The 20,110-nt window shown below is 70.9% G+C and carries 16 protein-coding genes; 10 read left to right on the plus strand and 6 right to left on the minus strand.

Going from position 1 to position 20,110, the window contains the following annotated elements:
* Positions 1 to 2 precede the first annotated feature (2 nt).
* Together ACYSUO_RS08505 and ACYSUO_RS08510 are read right to left on the minus strand one after the other, a co-directional pair.
* A complete protein-coding gene (locus tag ACYSUO_RS08505) occupies positions 3 to 1,706 on the minus strand; it encodes an ABC transporter substrate-binding protein (RefSeq protein WP_461775425.1) in 1,704 nt (567 codons plus the stop codon).
* Positions 1,707 to 1,831: 125 nt separating this feature from the next.
* A complete protein-coding gene (locus tag ACYSUO_RS08510; protein WP_461775426.1) occupies positions 1,832 to 3,727 on the minus strand; it encodes a glycoside hydrolase family 127 protein in 1,896 nt (631 codons plus the stop codon).
* Between the two features lie 197 nt (positions 3,728 to 3,924).
* Here ACYSUO_RS08510 and ACYSUO_RS08515 point away from each other — a divergent pair, with 197 nt between their 5' ends.
* The 7 genes from ACYSUO_RS08515 to ACYSUO_RS08545 all read left to right on the plus strand — a co-directional run bounded on the left by ACYSUO_RS08515 (position 3,925) and on the right by ACYSUO_RS08545 (position 11,244).
* Complete coding sequence (locus tag ACYSUO_RS08515) at positions 3,925 to 4,545, plus strand: helix-turn-helix domain-containing protein (protein ID WP_461775427.1); 621 nt, start codon at positions 3,925 to 3,927, stop codon at positions 4,543 to 4,545.
* Positions 4,546 to 4,649: 104 nt separating this feature from the next.
* Positions 4,650 to 5,843, plus strand: a complete 1,194-nt coding sequence (locus tag ACYSUO_RS08520; protein ID WP_461775428.1) for an NAD(P)/FAD-dependent oxidoreductase — start codon at positions 4,650 to 4,652, stop codon at positions 5,841 to 5,843.
* Positions 5,840 to 6,148: a (2Fe-2S)-binding protein gene (locus ACYSUO_RS08525; RefSeq protein ID WP_461775429.1), complete on the plus strand. Its 309-nt coding sequence runs from the start codon at positions 5,840 to 5,842 to the stop codon at positions 6,146 to 6,148. The genes ACYSUO_RS08520 and ACYSUO_RS08525 overlap by 4 nt, the downstream gene beginning before the upstream one ends.
* A 139-nt stretch (positions 6,149 to 6,287) precedes the next feature.
* Entirely contained in the window at positions 6,288 to 7,805 is a 1,518-nt protein-coding gene (locus tag ACYSUO_RS08530) for an FAD-dependent oxidoreductase (RefSeq protein ID WP_461775430.1), read from the plus strand.
* Complete coding sequence (locus tag ACYSUO_RS08535; RefSeq protein WP_461775431.1) at positions 7,802 to 8,746, plus strand: dihydrodipicolinate synthase family protein; 945 nt, start codon at positions 7,802 to 7,804, stop codon at positions 8,744 to 8,746. Before ACYSUO_RS08530 ends, ACYSUO_RS08535 begins: the two co-directional genes overlap by 4 nt.
* Positions 8,746 to 9,747 carry a proline racemase family protein gene (locus tag ACYSUO_RS08540; RefSeq protein WP_461775432.1) on the plus strand — a complete coding sequence of 334 codons (1,002 nt, stop codon included), beginning with the start codon at positions 8,746 to 8,748 and terminating at the stop codon, positions 9,745 to 9,747. The genes ACYSUO_RS08535 and ACYSUO_RS08540 overlap by 1 nt, the downstream gene beginning before the upstream one ends.
* 108 nt (positions 9,748 to 9,855) lie before the next feature.
* Complete coding sequence (locus ACYSUO_RS08545; RefSeq protein WP_461775504.1) at positions 9,856 to 11,244, plus strand: amino acid permease; 1,389 nt, start codon at positions 9,856 to 9,858, stop codon at positions 11,242 to 11,244.
* Here the strand turns inward: ACYSUO_RS08545 and ACYSUO_RS08550 are convergent.
* Positions 11,232 to 12,575, minus strand: coding sequence for a 6-phospho-beta-glucosidase (locus tag ACYSUO_RS08550; RefSeq protein WP_461775433.1), 1,344 nt, complete (start codon positions 12,573 to 12,575; stop codon positions 11,232 to 11,234). The two genes, ACYSUO_RS08545 and ACYSUO_RS08550, sit on opposite strands and share 13 nt — an antisense overlap.
* A complete protein-coding gene (locus tag ACYSUO_RS08555) occupies positions 12,572 to 13,321 on the minus strand; it encodes a DeoR/GlpR family DNA-binding transcription regulator (protein ID WP_461775434.1) in 750 nt (249 codons plus the stop codon). The genes ACYSUO_RS08550 and ACYSUO_RS08555 overlap by 4 nt, the downstream gene beginning before the upstream one ends.
* 170 nt (positions 13,322 to 13,491) lie before the next feature.
* On the opposite strand from ACYSUO_RS08555, the gene ACYSUO_RS08560 reads away from it, so the two are divergent.
* Together ACYSUO_RS08560 and ACYSUO_RS08565 are read left to right on the plus strand one after the other, a co-directional pair.
* Positions 13,492 to 15,606, plus strand: a complete 2,115-nt coding sequence (locus ACYSUO_RS08560; RefSeq protein WP_461775435.1) for a phosphocholine-specific phospholipase C — start codon at positions 13,492 to 13,494, stop codon at positions 15,604 to 15,606.
* 93 nt (positions 15,607 to 15,699) lie between these two features.
* Positions 15,700 to 16,593 (plus strand): aminoglycoside phosphotransferase family protein, encoded by an 894-nt coding sequence (locus tag ACYSUO_RS08565; protein WP_461775436.1) that lies wholly within the window; start codon positions 15,700 to 15,702, stop codon positions 16,591 to 16,593.
* Positions 16,594 to 16,606: 13 nt separating this feature from the next.
* Here the strand turns inward: ACYSUO_RS08565 and ACYSUO_RS08570 are convergent, their stop codons facing one another.
* Positions 16,607 to 17,698 (minus strand): mechanosensitive ion channel family protein, encoded by a 1,092-nt coding sequence (locus ACYSUO_RS08570; protein ID WP_461775437.1) that lies wholly within the window; start codon positions 17,696 to 17,698, stop codon positions 16,607 to 16,609.
* 324 nt (positions 17,699 to 18,022) lie between these two features.
* On the opposite strand from ACYSUO_RS08570, the gene ACYSUO_RS08575 reads away from it, so the two are divergent.
* Positions 18,023 to 19,096, plus strand: a complete 1,074-nt coding sequence (locus tag ACYSUO_RS08575; RefSeq protein ID WP_461775438.1) for an isopenicillin N synthase family dioxygenase — start codon at positions 18,023 to 18,025, stop codon at positions 19,094 to 19,096.
* Positions 19,097 to 19,119: 23 nt separating this feature from the next.
* Here the strand turns inward: ACYSUO_RS08575 and ACYSUO_RS08580 are convergent, their stop codons facing one another.
* Positions 19,120 to 20,082 carry an alpha/beta fold hydrolase gene (locus ACYSUO_RS08580; protein ID WP_461775439.1) on the minus strand — a complete coding sequence of 321 codons (963 nt, stop codon included), beginning with the start codon at positions 20,080 to 20,082 and terminating at the stop codon, positions 19,120 to 19,122.
* Positions 20,083 to 20,110: the final 28 nt, after the last annotated feature.

Below are 20,110 nucleotides of genomic sequence, written 5' to 3' on the forward strand. Positions count from 1 at the left end.
GGCTACTTCTTCGGGTCCGCGAGACCGACGGAGACGAGGTCGATGCCGCCGGAGAACGACTGACTCAGGTACGCGCCCGCGATGTTGTCGCCGGTGACGGAGACGACCTTGGTGTAGTGCAGCGGCACGATCGGCGCCAGCTTCATGATCTGCCCGTCGAGCTTGCCGTACGCCGCGTTCTGCGCGTCCGGATCGCTCATCGCCTCGATCGCGTCCATCCGATCGTTGATCTTCTTGTCGTCGAGCATGGCGATGTTCGGGTTGCCGCTGTCGGAGATGTTGCGGCCGTCGAACAGCGGCGGCAGGAAGGTGCTGCCGCCCGGCCAGTCGGGGCACCAGCCGGTCAGCGCGCCGTCGTGCTGTTGCGAGGGTGTACCGATGACCTCGTAGAACGTTGACGTGTCAATGGTGTTGACCCTGACCTTGATGCCGACCCGCTTCAGGGCCTGCTGCACCGCGACGGCCGTGGCCTGCTCCACACCGGCCGCCCGGGTGTCCAGCGTGAACGTGAAGCCCTTGGAACGCCCCGCCTCGGCAAGGAGCTTGCGGGCCTTCTTCACATCACCGGTGCCGCCCTTGCTCGGGTACACGTCGGTCGTGTCACGGCCCGGAATGCCCGGCGGCTCGATGGACGTCGCGACGGTCGCGAGCGAGGAACCGCCGTGCGCGTCAACAGTTGTCTGCTTGTTGACCGCGTACTCGATGGCTTGACGGACCCGTACATCCTTGAGCGGACCCTTGCTCGTGTTGATGCTCATGTACGAGGTGCAGCCCGTCATGCCCGACAGGGTGCGCTGCTTGAGTTGAGGGGTCTGGATGCGGGAGACGCTCGCCGGCTGGAGCTGGGCGGCCCCGGTGATGGCGTTCGCGTCCGCGCCCTGCCCGGCGATCAGACGTTCGTCGATGGTCGCCGCGTCCAGACCGAAGGTCCACACGAAACTGTCCGGCTTCGCGTCCCTCACCTCGTCCGTCGACCGCTTCCACGCCTTGTTGCGTACGAGGACGAGCTTCGAGCCGTGCTGATAGCTCTTGAGCTTGTACGGGCCGGAGGCGATCGGCTCGCGGTCGAAGGCCGCCTTGGTGCCGGTGCCCTTCGGGAACGGCGTGAACGTGGGCTGCGCGGCGATGTAACCGAACTGCGCCGTCGCCTTCTTGAGATGGAAGACGATGGTGTGCTCGTCCGGCGTCTCGATGCTCGACAGGCCACCCGACTTGTACGGGCCCTGGTAGTCGGCCGGCGCCTCGATGTACTGCTTGGCGTACGGCGAGCCGATGCCGGCGTCCGGGTCCCAGGCGCGCTCGACCCCGAACTTGACGTCCTCGCTGGTGATGTCGGTGCCGTCCTGGAAGGCGGTGCCGGACTTCAGCTTGAACGTCCACGTCTTGTTGTCGTCGGACGGCTTGCCGGCGTCGGTGGCCAGGTCACCGACGATCTTCGTCCCCTTGGCGCCGGGGGCGGCCGCCTGTGTGGTGAGGGTGCGATAGATGAGGCGATAGAAGTTGTTGACCCCGCCGTCGAACCCGCGGGCCGGGTCGAGGTGGGAGAAGTCGGCGTTGGCCAGGACGTGCACCGTGCCACCGGTCGCGGCGGCCGCGCCGGGGCCGGCCTCCTTGGCAGCGGACGCGCCGCCGCCCTTGCAGGCGGAGAGCGTGAGGGCGAGCGCGGTACACAGGGCGGCGGCGGGCAGGGCTATTGCTTTTCTCATGACGCCTTCTGGAGAGGGGGAAGGATGAGAGGGGAGAGCGGCGTGCGGGGCCGAGGTGCGAGTGGGGCGAGGGGCGTGCGGGCCCGAAGTGTGAGTGCGGCGAGGGGGAGGCGGAGGACCGGCACTCAGGCGCGCCGGATCCAGACCCGCATGGGTGCTGCCTCGCGATTGCCCCACAGGAAGTACGGGACGAGGGTGAGGCCGGTGGTCCCGGCGGCGGTGGCCGTCCCGGACGCGGCGGACGTGGCGGTGCCGGCCAGTACGGGGTACAGCTCGGGCGACGCCGGGGGCGCGACGCCCGCTTCCGCGTCGAGGACGACCGCGTCCTCGAAGTGCGTGTCCGTACGGGGACGGGCGGCCGCGACCTGGCCCACGTCGAGCGTCACGTCGTCGATGTCGACGCCGCAGTCCTGCTGCTCGACGCAGTAGACGAGGGGGCCGCGGGCGACGGCGACGGCGCCGCGGGTCGCGTCCAGGTGGGGGTGGGAACCGTGGGCGCGCACGGCCATCGGCAGCCGCAGCACGAGCTCGTCGCCGTCCCGCCAGGTACGCCGGACGCTCACCCAGCCGTCCGTGACATCGGGGTCCGAGGCCTCCCCGCACACGGTGAGCCGCACATCGCCCGGGTCGGCCCAGCCGGGCACGCGCAGGGTGAGGGCGTAGGGCCGCTCCGGCGCCGCACGGACCGTCAGGCGGACCTCGCCGTCCCACGGATACCGGGTCACCATGTCGACCGCCAGCTCCTGGCCGTCGATCCGGGCCGTCGCGTACCCCGCGACCACGAGCTCGTCCGTGCGCTCGGCCGCGAGGTGCTCGCCGAGCTGGGACATCCACCGCACGATGTTGGGCGGGCAGCACGGGCACCCGAACCAGGGCCGGCGCAGCAGCTCCCCTTCGGCCTCGGCGCCGCTGCGCTGCTCGTGGTCGGCGCGGCGCTGAAGGGGATTGTCGTAGAAGAAGGCGCGACCGTCGGCGGAGGGGCCGACCGCGAACGCGTTGTAGAGGACGGTCTCGAAGGTGTCGAGGTACGTGGCGTCCCCGGTCGCCAGGAACATCCGCCAGCCCCACTGCATGGTGGCGATCGCCGCGCAGGTCTCGCTGTAGGACCGTTCGGAGGGCAACTCGTAGCGGTCGCCCACCGCTTCGTCGGAGTGCCGGCTGCCCAGGCCCCCCGTGACGTACAGCTTCGTGGCGGCCATGTCGGCCCACAGCCGGCGCAATACGTCGAGCAGCGCGTCGTCGCCGGTCTCCAGCGCCACATCCGTCGCGCCCGCCGCGAGATACGCCATGCGCACCGCGTGCCCGGTCACCGACGGCAGTTCGCGCAGCGGCACCTCGTCCTGGAAGTACGAGGGCGGGAAGACGCTGTGCCGCAGCCCGCTGCGCCGCCCCTGTCCGCGCCGGTCGATGAAGAGCCGGGCCTGCGCGAGATAGGCGTCGTCCCCGGTCTCCCGGTACAGCTCCACCAGGGCCATCTCGACCTCGGGGTGCCCGCAGACGGCCTCCTCGCCACCCGGCCCGAAACGTTTCACCACGAGATCGGCGAAGCGCACGGTGACATCGAGCAGCCGCCGGTCGCCGAGCCGCCGGTGAGCGGCGATCGCGGCCTGGGCGAGATGACCGAAGGAGTAGAGCTCGTGCCCCCAGGCGAGGTCGGACCAGGGTTCCTTGGCCTGATCGGGGTCCTGGTAATAGGAGTTGAGGTACCCGTCGGGTGCCTGGACCCGATCGAGGAGCGTGACGGTCTCCTCGTAGAAGTCACGCAGACGGTCGCCCAACTCACCGTCCAACACGCCCTCAGGTTGGGCCAGTTCGTATACGAGCCCTTCCAACGTCTTGTAGACGTCGGTGTCGAGAAACGGATACCGCCCGCGGAACGCGGGGGCCCCGCTCTCATCGGGCAGAAGCCTGCGGAGGTTGTCCACATTGCCCGCCGCGCGGAGCTGCTGCACCGTGTGCGGCAGAGTCGCCTCGCGGTTGCGGCGCTGCCAGTCGGCGAGGAGACCGCCGACGAGCTCCACCCGGGCACGGGGGAGCGGTCGGAGACGTTCAGAGGGGTGCCGCACGATCAGTCCTCCAAGTGGCGTGTACTTGGGTGCTGTTGCGTCGAAAGCGTCGAAAGTATGGAAACGAACGAGGAACCGTTCGGGTCAGTAAACGCGTTGTGCGGCATAGTGTTCGTCAAAGCGAACGCTGTCAAGGGAGTCAGGGAGAGGCTATGGACGTTCCTCAGGAGTCGGTGCGCGACATGGTGGCGGCCAATCTCCGCCGGGCGAGGACGCAGCGCGGCCTGTCGATCTCGGAGCTCTCGCGACGCTCCAAGATCGGCAAGGCGACGCTCTCCCAGCTCGAGTCCGGCACCGGAAACCCCACCATCGAGACGGTGTTCAGCCTCTCGCGCGCTCTGGAAGTGCCCGTCTCCGACCTCCTCGAGACTCGGGCGCCCGGCGGCCTGACCGTCGTGCGCGCCAAGGAGGTCGAGGTGCTCAGCGGCCAGGGCGTCGACCTGCGGCCGCTGCGCCGGATGGAGTTCGGTGACCTGGTCTTCGAGGTGTACGACCAGGTGGTGCGGGCCGACAGCAGGCAGGACTCGCTCGGCCACGTCGGCACCGAGCACACCATCGTGCAGACCGGCCGGCTCCAGGTCCGCGTGGACGGCGACGAGGTGGAGCTCGGCCCCGGCGACTACGTGGGCTTCGACGCCACGCTGCCGCACTCCTACACGGCGCTCGACGGCGACGTGCACTCGGTGCTGCTGCTCCAGTACCGGCCGCACGAGCACGCCCACTTGGGGATCCCGCACCCGAAGCAGGGTGCCTCCGAACCCGAGAACGAGTGAGCGTTACAGGTAATTAATCGATCACTCCTTCCGGACCCGTTGACACCCCCTGAAAGGCCGTCCTAGCCTCCGAGCTGTTCGATGAAACGAACGGAGGCGGTTCGATGTACGGAACGCGGGCGGTCATTCTCGGGGCCGGAATCGTCGGAGCCGCCTGTGCGCGGGAGTTGGCCCTCGCGGGCTGCACCACCACGGTCGTCGACCGCGGCCGCCCGGCCGCCGCGACCACCGCGCACGGCGAGGGCAACATCCTCGTATCCGACAAAGGCCCGGGCCCCGAACTCGAGTTGGCGCAACTGTCCGGCCGCCTGTGGCCGCAGATCATCGCCGAAATGTCCGAACGGGCCACGGACGTAACCGACTTGACGGAGTGGGACCCCAAGGGCGGCATCGTCGTCGCCACCACCGACGACGGGGCCCGCGAACTGACGAAGTTCGCGGCGGCCCAACGCGAGGCCGGCGTACGGGCCGAGACCTTGGACGCAGCGGAACTCGCGGCCGCCGAGCCGTACGTCACCCGGGAACACACAGCAGCGATCCACTACCCCGAGGACGCCCAAGTGCAGCCGTCGGGCGCGGCCGCCGCCCTCCTCGCCGACGCCCTGCGGGCAGGCGCGAGCCTGCGCACGCACTGCGAGGTGCACGGCGCGGTCACCCGTTCCGACCGCCTCACCGCGGTCCGCACGGCCGACGGCGACCTCATCGAGGCGGACATCTTCATCAACGCGGCAGGACCCTGGGCGGGCGAACTCTCCACCCGCCTCGGCGCCCCCGTCGACGTCCGCCCCCGCCGCGGCGACGTCCTCGTCACGACCCCGCTCCCGCCCACCGTCTTCCACAAGGTGTACGACGCCGACTACGTGGGCGCCGTCGGCAGCAGCGCCGAGGACCTCCAGACCTCCGCCGTCGTCGAATCCACGCGCGGCGGCAGCGTCCTCATCGGCTCCTCGCGCCGCCGCGTCGGCTTCGACGACCGACTCCGCGTCGACGCCCTCTCCGCCATCGCCGCCAAGGCGCTGCGCCTCTTCCCGTCCCTCACGGACGTACCGGTCATGCGCGCCTACGGCGGCTTCCGCCCCTACGTACCCGACCACTTGCCCGTCATCGGACCCGACCCGCGCCTCGCCGGACTGTGGCACGCGGGCGGCCACGAAGGCGCGGGCATCGGCCTGTCCGTGGGCACCGCACGCCTCGTGCGGGACCTGCTCCTGGGCCGGCCCACCGAGATCGACGCGACACCGTTCCGGGTGGACCGCCCGGCCGTCCTGGGAACCACTCAAGGAGGTTGGGCGGCATGAGCCCACGACGCGTACCGGCGGCCACGGACGCCGTCGGGCGGCGCGAGACGCCGCTCACGATCACCGTCGACGGCGAGCCCGTCGACGGAATCGAGGGCCAGTCCATCGCGGGCGTCCTGCTCGCCTCCGGCCGCCGCGCCTGGCGCACCGGCCGCTCCGGCGCACCCCGCGGAGTGTTCTGCGGCATCGGAGCCTGCTTCGACTGCCTGGTCACGGTCGGCCCCGAGCGTGATGTACGGGCGTGCCGCAGGCGGGCGCGGGACGGCGACGAGGTACGGACGCAGGCGCGCGGGGAGGAACGGTGAGCACGCGTCGACCGGATCGCCCACCTCGCCCGCTTCGTTGCCCGCGGCGGGGGACTGTGGCGCCTAACTACGGCCGATTCGAAGTCCCACGTCACAGTCCCCTTACGTACTCGCTCAACCCGATCCCCACGGAGGCCACATGACACGCCACGTAGTGGTCGTAGGCGCGGGGCCCGCAGGGCTCGCCGCCGCCGATGCCGCGCTCGGCGCGGGCGCGCGGGTCACGCTGGTCGACGAGGCCGAGCAGCCCGGCGGCCAGTACCACCGGATGCTCCCCGAGGCCTACGCCGCCGCCCGGCCGGAGCGCCTCCACCACGGCTGGCGCGCCTTCGACGCGCGTCGCCGCCGGGTCCTCGCCCATCCGCGCTGCGCCTGGTGGTCCGAGACCGCCGTGTGGGCCCTGGAGCGGCCAGACCCCGCCGAGCCGGGGCCGCCGCGCGTGCACGTGCTGCGCGGACCGTCCGACGGGGGCGGCCGGGACCGGCAGGTGCTCGACCCCGACGCGCTCGTGCTCGCGGTCGGCGCCCACGACCGCGTACTGCCCTTCCCCGGCTGGGAGTTGCCCGGTGTGTTCACCGCGGGCGCGGCGCAGGCGCTGGCGAAGGGGGAGCGGGTGGTGGTCGGCGACCAGGTGGTCGTGGCCGGGAGCGGGCCGTTCCTGCTGCCGGTGGCCGCGTCGCTGATCGAGGCCGGGGCGCGGGTGCGTGAGGTGCTGGAGGCCAGTACCCCTGCCACTCTCGCCCGCGGGTGGGGGCGGCGGCCCTGGGAGCTGGCCGCGCAGGCCGGGAAGGCCGCCGAACTCGCCGAGTACAGCGCACTGTTGGCGCGGCACCGGATTCCGTACCGCACCGGACGTACGGTCATCGAAGCGCGCGGCGACGGGTGTGTGGAGGAGGTCGTCACCGCTCGGCTGCGTGCCGACTGGTCGGTCGTGCGGGGCAGTGAGCGGACCGTCGCCGTCGACGCCGTGTGTGTCTCGCACGGGTTCAGTCCGCAGCTGGAGCTGCCGCTCGCAGCCGGGTGCGCGCTGCGCGCCACCCCCGCGGGGGAGTTCGTCGAGGTCGACGGCGACCAGCGCACCACCTGTCCCGACGTGTACGCGGCCGGGGAGATCACCGGCATCGCGGGCGCGCCCGCCGCGCGCGTCGAGGGCGCGCTCGCCGGGTGGCTCGCCGCGGGCGGCGACCGGAACACCGCCACCGTGCGCCGGCTGCGGACCAGTCGCGACCAGGGCCGCGCCTTCGCCGCCCGGCTCGCCCGCGCGCACCCCATCGGGGCGGCCTGGACCGGCTGGCTGCGGCCCGAGACCGTGGTGTGCCGGTGCGAGGAGACGGACTACGCCACCGTGTGCCGCGCCGCCACCGACGAGTCCACCGCCGCACCGCGCGCCGCCAAACTCGCCACCCGCGCCGGACTCGGGCCGTGCCAGGCCCGGATGTGCGGGCCGACCGTCGCCGAGATCGGTGCACGCCTGCGCGGGCCCGGCGACGACGACCGCACCATCGCGGGCCTGCCCCAGGCCAGCGAGCACCGGCGGCCCGTCGCCCGCCCGATCCGGCTGGGCGATCTGGCCGCCACCATCGAAACCACTGCCACGACCCCCGAAACCACTGCCACGTCCGCCAGCAACTCCCTTACAGAGGAGAGCAGTTCATGAGTGCCAATAAGCAGCAGGCGAAGGGTTCCATCGGTCTTGGTGGCGTTGTCGTCGCCACCGCTCTGCCCTATTCCGAGGACGCCTCCGCGCCCGCCGGGCTCGCCGTCGACTACGACCGTTACGCCGAGCACTGCCGCTGGCTCGTCGACAACGGCTGCCGTGGTGTCGGTCCGAACGGGTCTCTCGGTGAGTACTCGTCCCTCACGGACGAGGAGCGGCGGAGGGTCGCCAAGACCGCCATTGAGGCGGTGGGTGACGATGGTGTTGTCGTCGTCGGTGTGCACGGGGTCGGGTCCCACCAGGCGAAGCACTGGGCCGAGGTCGCGGCCGAGGACGGGGCCGACGGTGTGCTGTGTCTGCCGCCCACCCTGTACCGGGCCAACTCGCGTGATGTCATTGACCATTTCACGGCCGTCGCTTCCGTCGGGCTGCCTGTGATGGTCTACAACAACCCCTTCGACACGAAGGTGGATCTCACGCCGGATCTGCTCGCCGAGATCGCGCAGATCGACAACATCGTCGCCGTGAAGGAGTTCTCTGGTGATGTGCGGCGAGTCCTTGAGATCAAGGAGAAGGCGCCGGGGCTCGAGATCATCAGTGGTGCCGATGATGTCGTGCTCGAGAGTCTGCTGATAGGGGCCACCGGGTGGTTCGCCGGGTTCCCGAATGTGTTCCCTGCCGAGTCCGCCCGGCTGTACGACCTGGCTCTCGCGGGGAAGGTGGAGGAGGCGCGGGCGCTGTACGAGCCGCTGGTCGCCGCCTTCCGCTGGGATTCGAGGACCGAGTTCGTGCAGGCCATCAAGTTGGGGATGGAGCAGGTCGGGCGGTTCGGCGGGCCCTGCCGTCCGCCGCGCGGCGCGCTGCTGCCGGAGATGCGCGAGCAGGTCGAGGCCGACATGGCCCGCGCGATCGCGTCCCTGGAGAAGGGGGAGGCCGTCTGATGCGGTCCGTCCGGACGCTGAGCGCCGTCGACTCGCACACCGAGGGCATGCCCACGCGCGTCGTCACCGGCGGCGTGGGTCCCATCCCCGGTGACACCATGGCCGAGCGTCGCACCTACGCGCTCGAACACCTCGACGAGCTTCGCCGGTTCCTCGTCGACGAGCCGCGCGGCCACCCCGCGATGAGCGGCGCCATCCTGCAACCGCCGACCCGCCCGGACGCGGACTGGGGTGTCCTGTACATCGAGGTCAGCGGCTTCCTGCCGATGTGCGGGCACGGCACCATCGGTGTCGCCACCGTGCTCGTGGAGACCGGGATGGTGGAGGTGAGCGAGCCGGAGACCATCGTGCGGCTCGACACACCCGCCGGGCTCGTCGAGGCGCGGGTGGGTGTGCGTGATGGTGTCGCCGAGCAGGTCACCCTGCGCAATGTGGATGCCTTCGCGTTGGAGCTGGATGCCACCGTGAAGGTGCCGGGGTTCGGCGAGGTCCGTTACGACATGGCGTATGGCGGCAATTTTTACGCCATCACCGAGCTCGACCAGCTCGGGCTGCCCTTCGACCGGGCCCGCAAGGACGACATCCTGAAGGCCGGGCTCGCCATCTCCGACGCCATCAACGAGCACAACCGGCCGCAGCATCCGCTGGACCCGGTCATCGGCGGCTGCAAGCACGTGCAGTTCCTCGCCCCCGACTCGACCGCCCGGCACTCGCGCAACGCCATGGCGATCCAGCCCGGCTGGTTCGACCGGTCGCCGTGCGGCACCGGCACCTCGGCCCGGATGGCGCAGCTGCACGCGCGCGGCGAACTCCCGCTGCACACCGAGTTCGTGAACGAGTCGTTCATCGGTACGCGGTTCACCGGACGGCTCGTCGGCGACGCGAAGGTCGGTCAACTCGACGCCGTCGTACCGGAGTTCTCCGGTCGGGCCTGGATCACCGGCACGGCCAACTACCTCCTCGACCCACGCGACCCGTTCCCGCACGGCTTCGTGCTCTGACACAGCAGGGCCCCCACGGCCCCTGAGGGAGTCACCGTGTCCCGTACGAAAACCAACCCGCACCGAGACCCGGCCGGGCCCGACGGGGGGCTCCTCTCCCGCGCCGGCATCTTCCGCCTCAAGCCCGTCGACGACTCGGAGGAGGAGACCAGCGGCGGACTGCGCCGCACCATGGGCCTGTGGCAGCTGGTCGCCCTCAGCCTCGGTGGCCTGGTCGGCGCGGGCGTCTTCTCGCTGGCCGGAGTCGTGGCCAACGAGGACGCCGGGCCCGGCGTCATGCTCTCGTTCCTCATCGCCATCGTGGCCAGCGGCGCGGCCGCCCTCTGCTACGCCGAGTTCGCCGGCACCATCCCGAAGGCGGGCTCCGCCTACACCTACTCCTACGCCGCGCTCGGCGAGTTCGTCGGCTGGGCGATCGGCTGGGACCTGCTGCTCGAATACACCGCGATCGTGGCCGTCGTCGCCATCGCGGTGTCTGGGTACTTCTCGTACATCCTGGAGCACGTCGGCATTGATGTGCCGACCTGGATGCTGGGCGCGCCCGGCACCGGGTCCGGGCATCGTGTCGACCTGTTCGCGCTGTTGTTGTGTCTGCTGCTTGCGTTCGTGCTGTCGCGCGGGACGAAGGAGTCGGCGCGGTTCGAGACCATCCTGGTTGTGGTGAAGCTGGGGATCGTCGCGCTCGTCGTCGTCGCCGGGGCCTTCCACATCAAGTCCGGCAACTACACGCCGTTTCTTCCCTACGGAGTAGGGGGCGCGTTCACGGGCGCCGCCACCGCCTTCTTCGCCGTCTACGGGTACGACGCCATGAGCGCGGCCGCCGAGGAGAGCGCCGAGGCGAAGAAGGTGCTGCCGAAGGCCATCCTCGTCTCGCTCGGCATCGCCGCGTTCATCTATCTCGCGGTGTGCGTCGTGCTGTTGGGGATGCAGAACTATCGGGACATCGACGTGGCGAGTCCGTTCTCCAGTGCCCTGGGGGCAGTTGGGCTCGGCGGGCTCGGGCTCGTCGTGGCCGTGGGCGCCGTCATCGGCATCACCACCTCGGCGTTCGCCAACATGCTGGCGGTGTCGCGGGTCTGGTACTCGATGAGCCGCGACGGGCTGCTGCCGCGCTACTTCGCGCGCAACCACCCGCGCAGGCACGTGCCCACGCGGGTGATCTGGCCCGTCGGCATCGGCTCCGCGCTGATCGCCGGATTCCTGCCCATCCGGGAGGCAGCCGACCTCACCAACATCGGCATCCTGATGGCGTTCATCGTGGTCGCGATCGCCGTCGTCGTGCTGCGGAAGACGCGGCCCGATCTGCCGCGCTCCTTCCGTACGCCGCTGGTGCCGTGGGTTCCCGCGACCGGCGTCGCCTTCTCCGTGTGGCTGATCAGCAACCTGGACTGGGTGACCTGGGTCCGGTTCGCGGCGTGGATGCTCATCGGGGTGGGCGTCTACGCGGCGTACGGATACCGGAACTCGGTCGAGCACCGGGAGGGTCAGCGCAGATAGGCGAGGCCCGGGTGCGCCTGCCGGTACTCGTCCACCAGGCGCCGCGCGACATTCGCCGAGTCCACCAGCGGATGCAGTGCGAACGCCTTCACCGCCGTCGCCCGCGATCCGGAGCGGGCGGCGGCGAGGATCTCCCGCTCGACCGCCTTCACCGAGGTCACGAGACCCGTGGCGTGCCCCGGCAGCGGGTCGACGGCGACGGGGTGCGCCCCATTGGCGTCGACCAGGCACGGCACCTCGATCACGGCGTCCGCGTCGAGCGCCGAAAGGGTCGTGCGGTTGCGGACGTTGAGGATCAGCGTGGTGCGCTCGTCGCGGGCGATGGCCCGCATCAGGTCGAGCGCCACCTTCTCGTAGCCGCCGGACTCGGTGAGCGAGGCCTCGTCGCGCTCGCCCGCGCCCGCAGCCTCCCGGTTCTCCGCCATGTACGTGGCCTCGCGCTCGGCCCGCGTCGCGTCCCACGTCTTGAGCGGCGGGGCCGCCGGGTCGCGCATCCGGTCGTAGAAGCGGGACTGCTGCTCGTGCAGGAACGCGCCGCGCGTGGCCTCCGCCTCCTGGTAGGCGCGGACCGCCTCACGGTTGAAGTAGTAGTAGTGCAGGTACTCGTTGGGGATCGAGCCCAGCTCGCGCAGCCACTCCGTGCCGAACAGCTTGCCCTCCTCGAAGGAGCCGAGGAGGGTGTCGTCGGCGAGAAGGCGGGGGAGTTCGTCGCGGCCGTTCACCTTCAACCCGCGCAGCCAGCCAAGGTGGTTGAGGCCGACGTAGTCGACCCACGCGTTCCGCGGGTCGGCGCCGAGCGCCCGCGCCACACGCTTGCCGAGGCCCACGGGGGAGTCGCAGATGCCGATGACACGGTCGCCCAGGTGATCCGCGAGCGCCTCCGTCACGAGGCCCGCCGGGTTGGTGAAGTTGATGAACCAGGCGTCCGGGGCGAGTTCGGCGACCCGCCGCGCGATCTCCTCGACGACCGGGAGCGTCCGCAGCCCGTACGCGAGTCCGCCCGCGCCGACCGTCTCCTGGCCCAGCACGTTCTCGGCGAGCGCGATCCGCTCGTCCGCCGCCCGCCCCTCGAGGCCGCCCACCCGGATCGCCGAGAACACGAAGTCCGCGGCGCGCAACGCCTCGTCGAGGTCGGTGGTGACAGTGACCGCCGGCGCGTCCGGCACCCCCTCTGCCTGCTCGGCGAGGACCCGCGCGATCGCGTCGAGCCGCTGCCCGTCGAGGTCGTACAGGGCGACCTCGGTGACGCGGCCCTCCGCGTGGTCGGTGAGCAGGGCCCCGTACACCAGCGGCACCCGGAATCCGCCGCCGCCGAGAATCGTCAGCTTCATACTTGCACTACTTTCACGCCGGCCTCCGTCAGCGCCGCACAAGTCGGCGCCGGGGCGGAGGAGTTGGTCACGAGAACGTCGAGGGAGTCGGGGCCGCACACCTTGGCCATGCCGGTGCCGGGGAACTTGGAGGAGTCGGCGAGGAGCACCGTCCGGTCGGCGGCCGCGATCATGGCGCGCTTCACCGGGACCTCCACGACGGTGGTGTCCATCACCTGCCCGTCAGGGCGGACGCCGCTGGTGCCGAGGAAGAGCCAGTCGGCGTGCAGCTGGCGCAGGTTGTCCTCGGTGAGGAAGCCGACCAGGGAGCGGTACTCGCGGCGCACCATGCCGCCGAGCAGCACCAGGTCGATGCCGGTGTCGTCGGCCAGCTCCTCGTACACCACCAAGTTGCTGGTGATGACGGTGAGCCGGCGGCCGTGGAGTTGGCGGGCCAGGCGGTACGCGGTCGTCCCGATGTCGAGGAGGACCGACTGGCCGTCGGTTATCAGGGACGCCGCGTGCTCGGCGATGGTGTCCTTCTCGGGGACCCGCACCTGCGCGACCTCGGAGAAGGGCTGGTCGCCCTCCTCCATGACGGCGCCGCCGTGCACGCGGGTGAGGAGTCCGTCCTCCTCCAGTCTCACCAGGTCGCGGCGGATGGTCGCCGGGCTCACGGTGAGCTGCTCGGCGAGCTCGGCGACGGACGCGGGCCCACCGGAGCGCAGCGCACGCAGGATCAGGTGGTGTCGTCGCTCTGCCAGCATGCGGCGCACACTACTCGTCAAATTCAAGCAATTCCATGCTCACATTTGTCCAGAGCTTGATTGTGTGGTGCCGACATGAGTTCATCCGGTGCTCACCATCCGTACCGTCTGCACTCGTAGCGTCCCTGCGTACCGCGTCCGACCCGCCATCGAACCCAGGAGCCGCCGACATGACCGATCCCCTTTCCAACCCCGTGTCCCGGCGTCGGGCGCTCGCCCTCGGGGCGGGCGCCGTCGGTGCCGCCGCGGCGGGATCCCTGCTGCCGCCCTCGCTCCAGCGCGCCCTGGCCGCCGAGCCGCCGTCCGGCGGGCTCGACGCCATCGAGCACGTGGTGATCCTCATGCAGGAGAACCGGTCCTTCGACCACTACTTCGGCATGCTGCGCGGCGTCCGCGGCTTCGGCGACCGCAATGCGGTCCAACTCGCCGACGGCAAGCCCGTGTTCGAGCAGCCGGACGGCCTGAAGAGAGTCCTGCCGTTCTCGGTGCGGGCGGCCGCCGAGGCGCAGCAGCGCGACGCGCAGTACATCGGCGCCCTCAACCACGACTGGAACGGCGGCCACAAGGCCTGGAACAACGGCTGGATGAACCAGTGGGTCTCCGCCAAGACCGCGGCGACCATGGCGTATTACGACCGCTCCGACATCCCGCTCCAATACGAACTCGCCGACACGTTCACCATCTGCGACGCCTACCACTCCTCCATGCACAGCTCCACCAGCCCCAACCGCAACTACCTGTGGAGCGGCAACTCCGGCGACGAGCCGGGCGGCGGTCGCGCCATCGGCAACGACGCGTACGACGAGGGCACCCACAAGGGCTACGACTGGCCCACGTTCGCCGAACTCCTCGAGAAGGAGGGCCGCAGCTGGCAGACGTACACCGAGTGGGAGAACTTCACCGACAACCAGATCGAGTTCTACGCCTCCTTCAAGGCGGTCGCCCGCAAGGCGCTGGCCAAGACCGGCGGGCACACGTACATGGAGTCGTTCTACGCGCTGGTCCGCAAGGCCGCCGACGCCGGCGACACGGCCGAGCGGGACCGGCTGCTCGGGCTCCTGGAGGAGGGAGTCAAGGCGCTCACGAAGGCCGAGCGCAGCCTGTTCGAGCGCGCCCTGCGCCGCGTGCCCACCGGCACCCTGGCCGAGCGATTCGCCGCCGACGTCGCCACCGGGAAGCTGCCCGCGGTCTCCTACCTGGTGCCGTCCGCCGTCGACTCCGAGCACCCCAGCGTCTCCGTGCCCGCCGCGAGCGCCAGCGTCCCGTACAAGGTGCTCGACGCGCTGGCCTCGCACCCCGACGTGTGGCGCAAGACCGTCGTGCTCATCAACTACGACGAGAACGACGGCTTCTTCGACCACGTCCCGCCGCCCGTGCCCGAGCCGGGCGAGCCCGACGAGTGGTGGCAGGGACAGCCCACCGGGCTCGGCATCCGCGTGCCGATGCTCGTGATCTCACCCTGGTCGGTGGGCGGTCACGTCTGCTCCGAGCTGTTCGACCACACCTCCGTCAACCGCTTCCTGGAGAAGTGGACCGGCATCGACGACCCCAACATCACGCCGTGGCGCCGCCGGATATGCGGCGACCTGACCTCCGCGTTCGACTTCGACACCGCCGAGAAGCAGCCCGCCGTGCAGAACCCGGGCCCGGTGCCGCCCGCCGCCGCCCGCTGGAAGCCCAGCCCGCCGGCCGACCAGAAGATGCCCGTGCAGGAGCCCGGAACCCGGCCCGCGCGCCCGCTGCCGTACCAGACCGACGCGTACGCACGGATCGCCGACGGGCGCGTCGAGGTCACCCTCGCCAACACCGGCGCGTCCAGCGCCCACTTCGCGCTCTACCCGTACGAGGGCGAGTTCGATGTGCCGCAGCACCGGGACGTCTCCGGCACCCGCGCCCTGACCGTGACACCGGCCAAGGACCGCTACCGGTTCACCGTCACGGGCCCCAACGGCTTCCGCCGCGAGTTCGCCGGCCTCGCCGCGTCCACCGCCGAGGTCACGTCGTCCGTGCGCGCCAAGACCCGCGAACTGCGCATCACGCTGGCCAACCACGGCACCGAGGCCAAGGTGTTCACCGTCCGCCCGCAGGCCTACGTCCGCGCCGCCGACGCCGCCCATCTGACCCGGCAGGTCCGCGTCGCGCCTGGCGACAGCACCACGGTGACGCACCCCGCCGCGAAGTCCCACGGCTGGTACGACCTGGTGGTGCGCTGCGAGGACGAGCCCGACTTCGCGCGGCGCCTCATGGGCCACATCGAGAACGGGCGGCCGTCGGTCTCCGGGTGACCCCGCGGGCGTGAGCGGAAAACCGATCGCCGGGCGCGGCCGGGCCTGGCTACGCTCGGCCCGGCCAGGGGACCGCTCCCACGAAAGGTGACCATGGGCGTTCGCAAGCTGCACCAGGACGAGCCGGACATCGACGAGGACCTCGTCCGCGCGCTGGTCGACGAGCAGTTCCCGCAGTGGGCGGGCCTGCCCCTGAAGTACGTCGACTCGCACGGCACACAGAACGTTCTGTACCGGCTCGGCGAGGAGTGGGTGGTCCGGCTGCCGCGCCAGAACGGGGTCGTGCCGGAACTGGCGGGCGCCCGGCAGTGGATGCCGTATCTCGCGGCGCGGCTGCCGGTGCCCGTACCGGAGCAGGTGGCGGAGGGGGAGCCGGGGCACGGCTTTCCGTGGCCGTGGGCGGTGCACCGCTGGCTGCCCGGCGAGAACCCGGTCGTGGGGCGGCTCGACCGGCCCGAGGCGCTGGCGGAGGACCTGGCGGGGTTCGTCACGGCGATGCGCGCGATCGACACCGCCGGGGCGCCGGAGTCGTACCGCGGACGGCCGCTCGCCGAACGGGCCGACGAGACCGGCGAGGTGATCCGCCGTCTGGACAGGACGATCGACTCAGCGGCCGCCTGCGCCGTGTGGGACGAGGCGGCGCGCACGGCTGGCGCGGGCCGCGGCGTATGGCTGCACGGGGACCTGCAGCCCGGCAACCTCCTGGTCTCCGGAGGGCGGCTCGGCGCGGTCATCGACTTCGGGTGCATGGGCACGGGGGACCCGGCCGTCGACCTGATCACGGCCTGGTACGTCCTCGGCGCTCCGGAGCGGCGGATCTTCCGGGAGGCCGCGGCGGTCGACGACGACACGTGGGTGCGCGGGCGTGGCTGGGCGCTGACCATCGCGGTGCACGAGCTGGCGTACTACCGGGACCTGAACCCGTTCATGGTGCGGACGGCGTCGCGCGTGGTCGGTGAGATCCTCGCGGACGCGGCCCGCACCTGACGGGTGTCGAGCGCTACAGGGACGGGGCGACCGGCGACCCCTGCGCGTCCCGCTGATGCGGGATCACGATCTGCGGGCTGTTGGCCGTCAGCGCCACCGTCCGCGCCGGCGACGGGATGCTGATGCCCTCCGCGCGGAAGCGCGCGTGCAGCCGCTTGATGAACTCGTGCTTGATCCGGTACTGGTCGCTGAACTCGCCGACGCCCAGGATCACGTTGAAGCTGATCCGGGAGTCGCCGAACGTGTGGAAGCGTACGAGCGGCTCGTGCTCCGGCACGGCGCCCTCGATCTCCTTCATCACCTCGGTCACGACCTCGACCGTCACCCGTTCCACCACCTCGAGGTCGACGTCGTAGCCGACCCCGGCGAGCACGGTGAGGGTCATCTCCTGTTCCGGGCGGCTGAAGTTGGTCATGTTCGTGCCCGACAGCTGCGTGTTCGGGATGATCACGAGGTTGTTGGAGAGCGAGCGCACCACCGTGTTGCGCCAGTTGATGTCGACGACATAGCCCTCCTCACCGCTGCTCAGCCGGATGTAGTCGCCCGGCTGGATGGTCTTCGACGCCAGGATGTGCACGCCCGCGAACAGGTTGGCGAGCGTGTCCTGAAGGGCGAGCGCCACGGCCAGACCACCCACACCGAGCGCGGTGAGCAGCGGCGCGATGGAAATCCCGAGGGTCTGCAGCACGACGAGGAACCCCATCGCGAGCACCACGACCCGCGTGATGTTCACGAAGATGGTCGCCGAACCGGCCACGGCCGCACGCGACTGCGCGACCGACCGCACAAGCCCCGTGATCACCCGCGCCGCCGTCAGCGTCGCCACGACGATGAGCAGCGCCGTGAGCGCCATGTTCACATTCCGCCCCGTACGCGGGGTGAGCGGCAGCACCTCGGCGGCCACGGCGGCGCCCGCCGCGAACGCCGCCCACGGCACCAGCGTGCGCAGCGCGTCGACGATCACATCGTCCCCTGACCACCGCGTCTGCCCGGCGCGCACGCCGAGCCAGCGCAGCAGGGTGCGCAGCAGCAGCCCCGCCAGCAGGCCGCCGAGCAGGGCGACACCGGCGAGGATCAGGTCGTGGACTTCGATGCCGCGACTCATCGGGCACCTCCCGCACGAGAGCTGAACGCTGCGGTCGGGGCGGATATGTGATGCTTCGTCACGTGGTACCTGCTTGTTCGGGGCCGGAGGCGGCGCGCCGACCGGAATCGCGGTCGGGGGCGCACTGCGCACATCCTGCCGTACGTGCCCGAAGTGTGGAGAGGGTGGGGACCTCAAGTGTGCGGAGGTCGGTGTGGTGGGCGGTCAACTGGGCGCGTTACGCTGCCGAAACGGCGTGGACCGTACGAGGAAAATGTTCCCGGTAACAGTTGGCATGAAAATGTCGGCGACCGCCCGTCGAGGCCCTCACCAAGGGAGACGCCCGTGCCCGAACCGACCGCGACGACTCCGTTCGAGGTCCCCGTCGTCGACATCGCCCCTTACGTGGACGGGGGTTCGGCCGAGGATCTGGCCCGCGTGGCCCGCGCCCTCGACGATGCCTGCACCCGCGTGGGCTTCGTGCAGATCCTCGGGCACGGTGTCCCGGACACGGTGCTCGACGGACTGGCGGGCGCCGTCGACGACTTCTTCGCGCTGCCGGCCGAGCGCAAGAACGCCTACCGGGTCACGGGCGCCAACCGCGGGTACAGTCCGCCCAAGAGCGAGTCGCTCAGCCTCAGCCTCGGCGTCGAGTCGGCATCCCGGATGAACGACTTCTTCGAGGCGTTCAACGTCGGCACCGAGGCCCGCTCCTTCCCCGGCCTGAACCTCTCCGAGGATGACTACGGCCGCAACGTGTGGCCCGACGAACTCGACGCCTTCGAGTCGCGCGTGCAGGCCTACTTCGCCCACGCGGGCCGCGTCGCCCGTGTCCTGACCCGCGCCTTCGGCGACGCCCTCGGCCTGGAGCCCGGCCACTTCGAGGCGCTCACCGACCACTCCGTGGACGTCCTCCGGATGAACAACTACGCGCTCCCGGAAGGCACCGTCACCCTCGACGGAGACCTGACCGGCATGGGCGAGCACACCGACTTCGGCCTGGTCACCGTGTTGTGGGCGGACCGCGTCGCCGGACTCCAGGTGCTCGGTTCCGACGGCGTCTGGCACGACGTGTCCCCGGCCGAGGGCGCCCTCCTGGTCAGCCTCGGCGACCTCACCGCCCGCCTCACCAACGACCGCTGGATGTCGACCCTGCACCGGGTCAAGCCGCCGATCGTCGACGGGGCCATCAAGCGGCGCCGCTCGGTGGCGTACTTCCACGACGGCAACATCGACGCGGTCATCGCCACCCTCCCCAGCCACCTCGACGCCGACGCGGGACTCGCCTACGAGCCGATCACCGTCCGCGACCACATCAAGGCCAAGCTGGCGGGGTCCCGGCAGGGCAAGGCGAACACGGCGGCGGTCCGTGAGGCGGCCCGGGTGCTGGCCGCGGCGGGCCGGGAGCCGCGGGGCTGACCCGGCCGCCGGGTGGCGGCGAACTATCCGACACGCTCGCGTTCGATGAACGCGGTCAACGCGTCCACCGTCGCGCCGGGCTGCTCGTCGGGGATGAAGTGCCCGGCCTCCGGGATGAAGGCACCGGTCGCGTTCTCCGCCCACGGGCCGATCGAGGCGGCCATGTCGGGGATCGAGCCATGGGAGCTGGAGACCCCCAGGACCGGGACGGTCAGCTTCCCCCGCTCAAGAGCCTCATGGTTCTTGCGCGCCGACTCCGCCGCGTCGCGGTAGTAGGCGAGGGGCGCCCGCAGTCCGCCCTCGGCCGCGATGGCGGCGGCGTAGTGGTCGATCTCCGCGCCGTCGAAGACGTCCGGCAGGAGCGTCTTGGCCTTGAGGAACCATTCGACGTACTCGCGCTCGCGGCCGGTGAGGAGGGTCTCGGGCAGTTCGGGCACCAGGTGGAACGCGAAGTGCCAGGTCTTCCAGGCCCGTTCGGGATCGGTGGGGATCGAGTCCGGGAGGGTGATCCCGGGAATGCCGGCGTCGAGCAGAGCGACACCGTGCAGGCGCTCCTCGTGCTTCAGGGCGAGCGAGAAGGCGACCCATGCCCCGATGTCGTGGGCGACGAGCCAGTACTTCGGCACGTCGAGCGCGTCCAGTGCGGCCTGGACGTGCGAGGCGACGGTGTGGGTGTCGTAGTTCCCCTGAGGGCGCTCGGAGTGACCCTGCCCCGGCAGATCGAGCGCGATCACGTGGAAGCGCTCGGCAAGGCCTGGCATCACCTTGCGCCAGGCCCACCAGGTCTGCGGGAATCCGGCGAGCAGCACGACGGTGGGGCCGGCCGACCGGCCGCCTTCCACGGCGTGCAGCCGGATGCCCGCCGCGTCGACCCAGCGGTGGGTGAAACCCGCGAGGTCGTGCAGCGGCAGCCCGGGGAGCGGGTTCTCTTCGCGGGAGCGGCGGGAGCTGTTCGGGGCCATGGTCATGGCGGCGTCGTCGGTCATGCCTCGACCCTACGTCATCTTGAACTGA

It is taken from the genome of Streptomyces sp. UC4497, assembly GCF_054871485.1.

Excerpts from the sequence above, each read along its gene's own strand:
- ACYSUO_RS08550 (WP_461775433.1), bottom strand. The coding sequence starts at position 12,575 with ATGAAGCTGACGATTCTCGGCGGCGGCGGATTCCGGGTGCCGCTGGTG.
- ACYSUO_RS08560 (WP_461775435.1), top strand. The coding sequence starts at position 13,492 with ATGACCGATCCCCTTTCCAACCCCGTGTCCCGGCGTCGGGCGCTCGCC.
- ACYSUO_RS08520 (WP_461775428.1), top strand. The coding sequence starts at position 4,650 with ATGTACGGAACGCGGGCGGTCATTCTCGGGGCCGGAATCGTCGGAGCC.
- ACYSUO_RS08515 (WP_461775427.1), top strand. The coding sequence starts at position 3,925 with ATGGACGTTCCTCAGGAGTCGGTGCGCGACATGGTGGCGGCCAATCTC.
- ACYSUO_RS08530 (WP_461775430.1), top strand. The coding sequence starts at position 6,288 with ATGACACGCCACGTAGTGGTCGTAGGCGCGGGGCCCGCAGGGCTCGCC.
- ACYSUO_RS08535 (WP_461775431.1), top strand. The coding sequence starts at position 7,802 with ATGAGTGCCAATAAGCAGCAGGCGAAGGGTTCCATCGGTCTTGGTGGC.
- ACYSUO_RS08505 (WP_461775425.1), bottom strand. The coding sequence starts at position 1,706 with ATGAGAAAAGCAATAGCCCTGCCCGCCGCCGCCCTGTGTACCGCGCTC.
- ACYSUO_RS08580 (WP_461775439.1), bottom strand. The coding sequence starts at position 20,082 with ATGACCGACGACGCCGCCATGACCATGGCCCCGAACAGCTCCCGCCGC.
- ACYSUO_RS08570 (WP_461775437.1), bottom strand. The coding sequence starts at position 17,698 with ATGAGTCGCGGCATCGAAGTCCACGACCTGATCCTCGCCGGTGTCGCC.
- ACYSUO_RS08525 (WP_461775429.1), top strand. The coding sequence starts at position 5,840 with ATGAGCCCACGACGCGTACCGGCGGCCACGGACGCCGTCGGGCGGCGC.
- ACYSUO_RS08540 (WP_461775432.1), top strand. The coding sequence starts at position 8,746 with ATGCGGTCCGTCCGGACGCTGAGCGCCGTCGACTCGCACACCGAGGGC.
- ACYSUO_RS08555 (WP_461775434.1), bottom strand. The coding sequence starts at position 13,321 with ATGCTGGCAGAGCGACGACACCACCTGATCCTGCGTGCGCTGCGCTCC.
- ACYSUO_RS08565 (WP_461775436.1), top strand. The coding sequence starts at position 15,700 with ATGGGCGTTCGCAAGCTGCACCAGGACGAGCCGGACATCGACGAGGAC.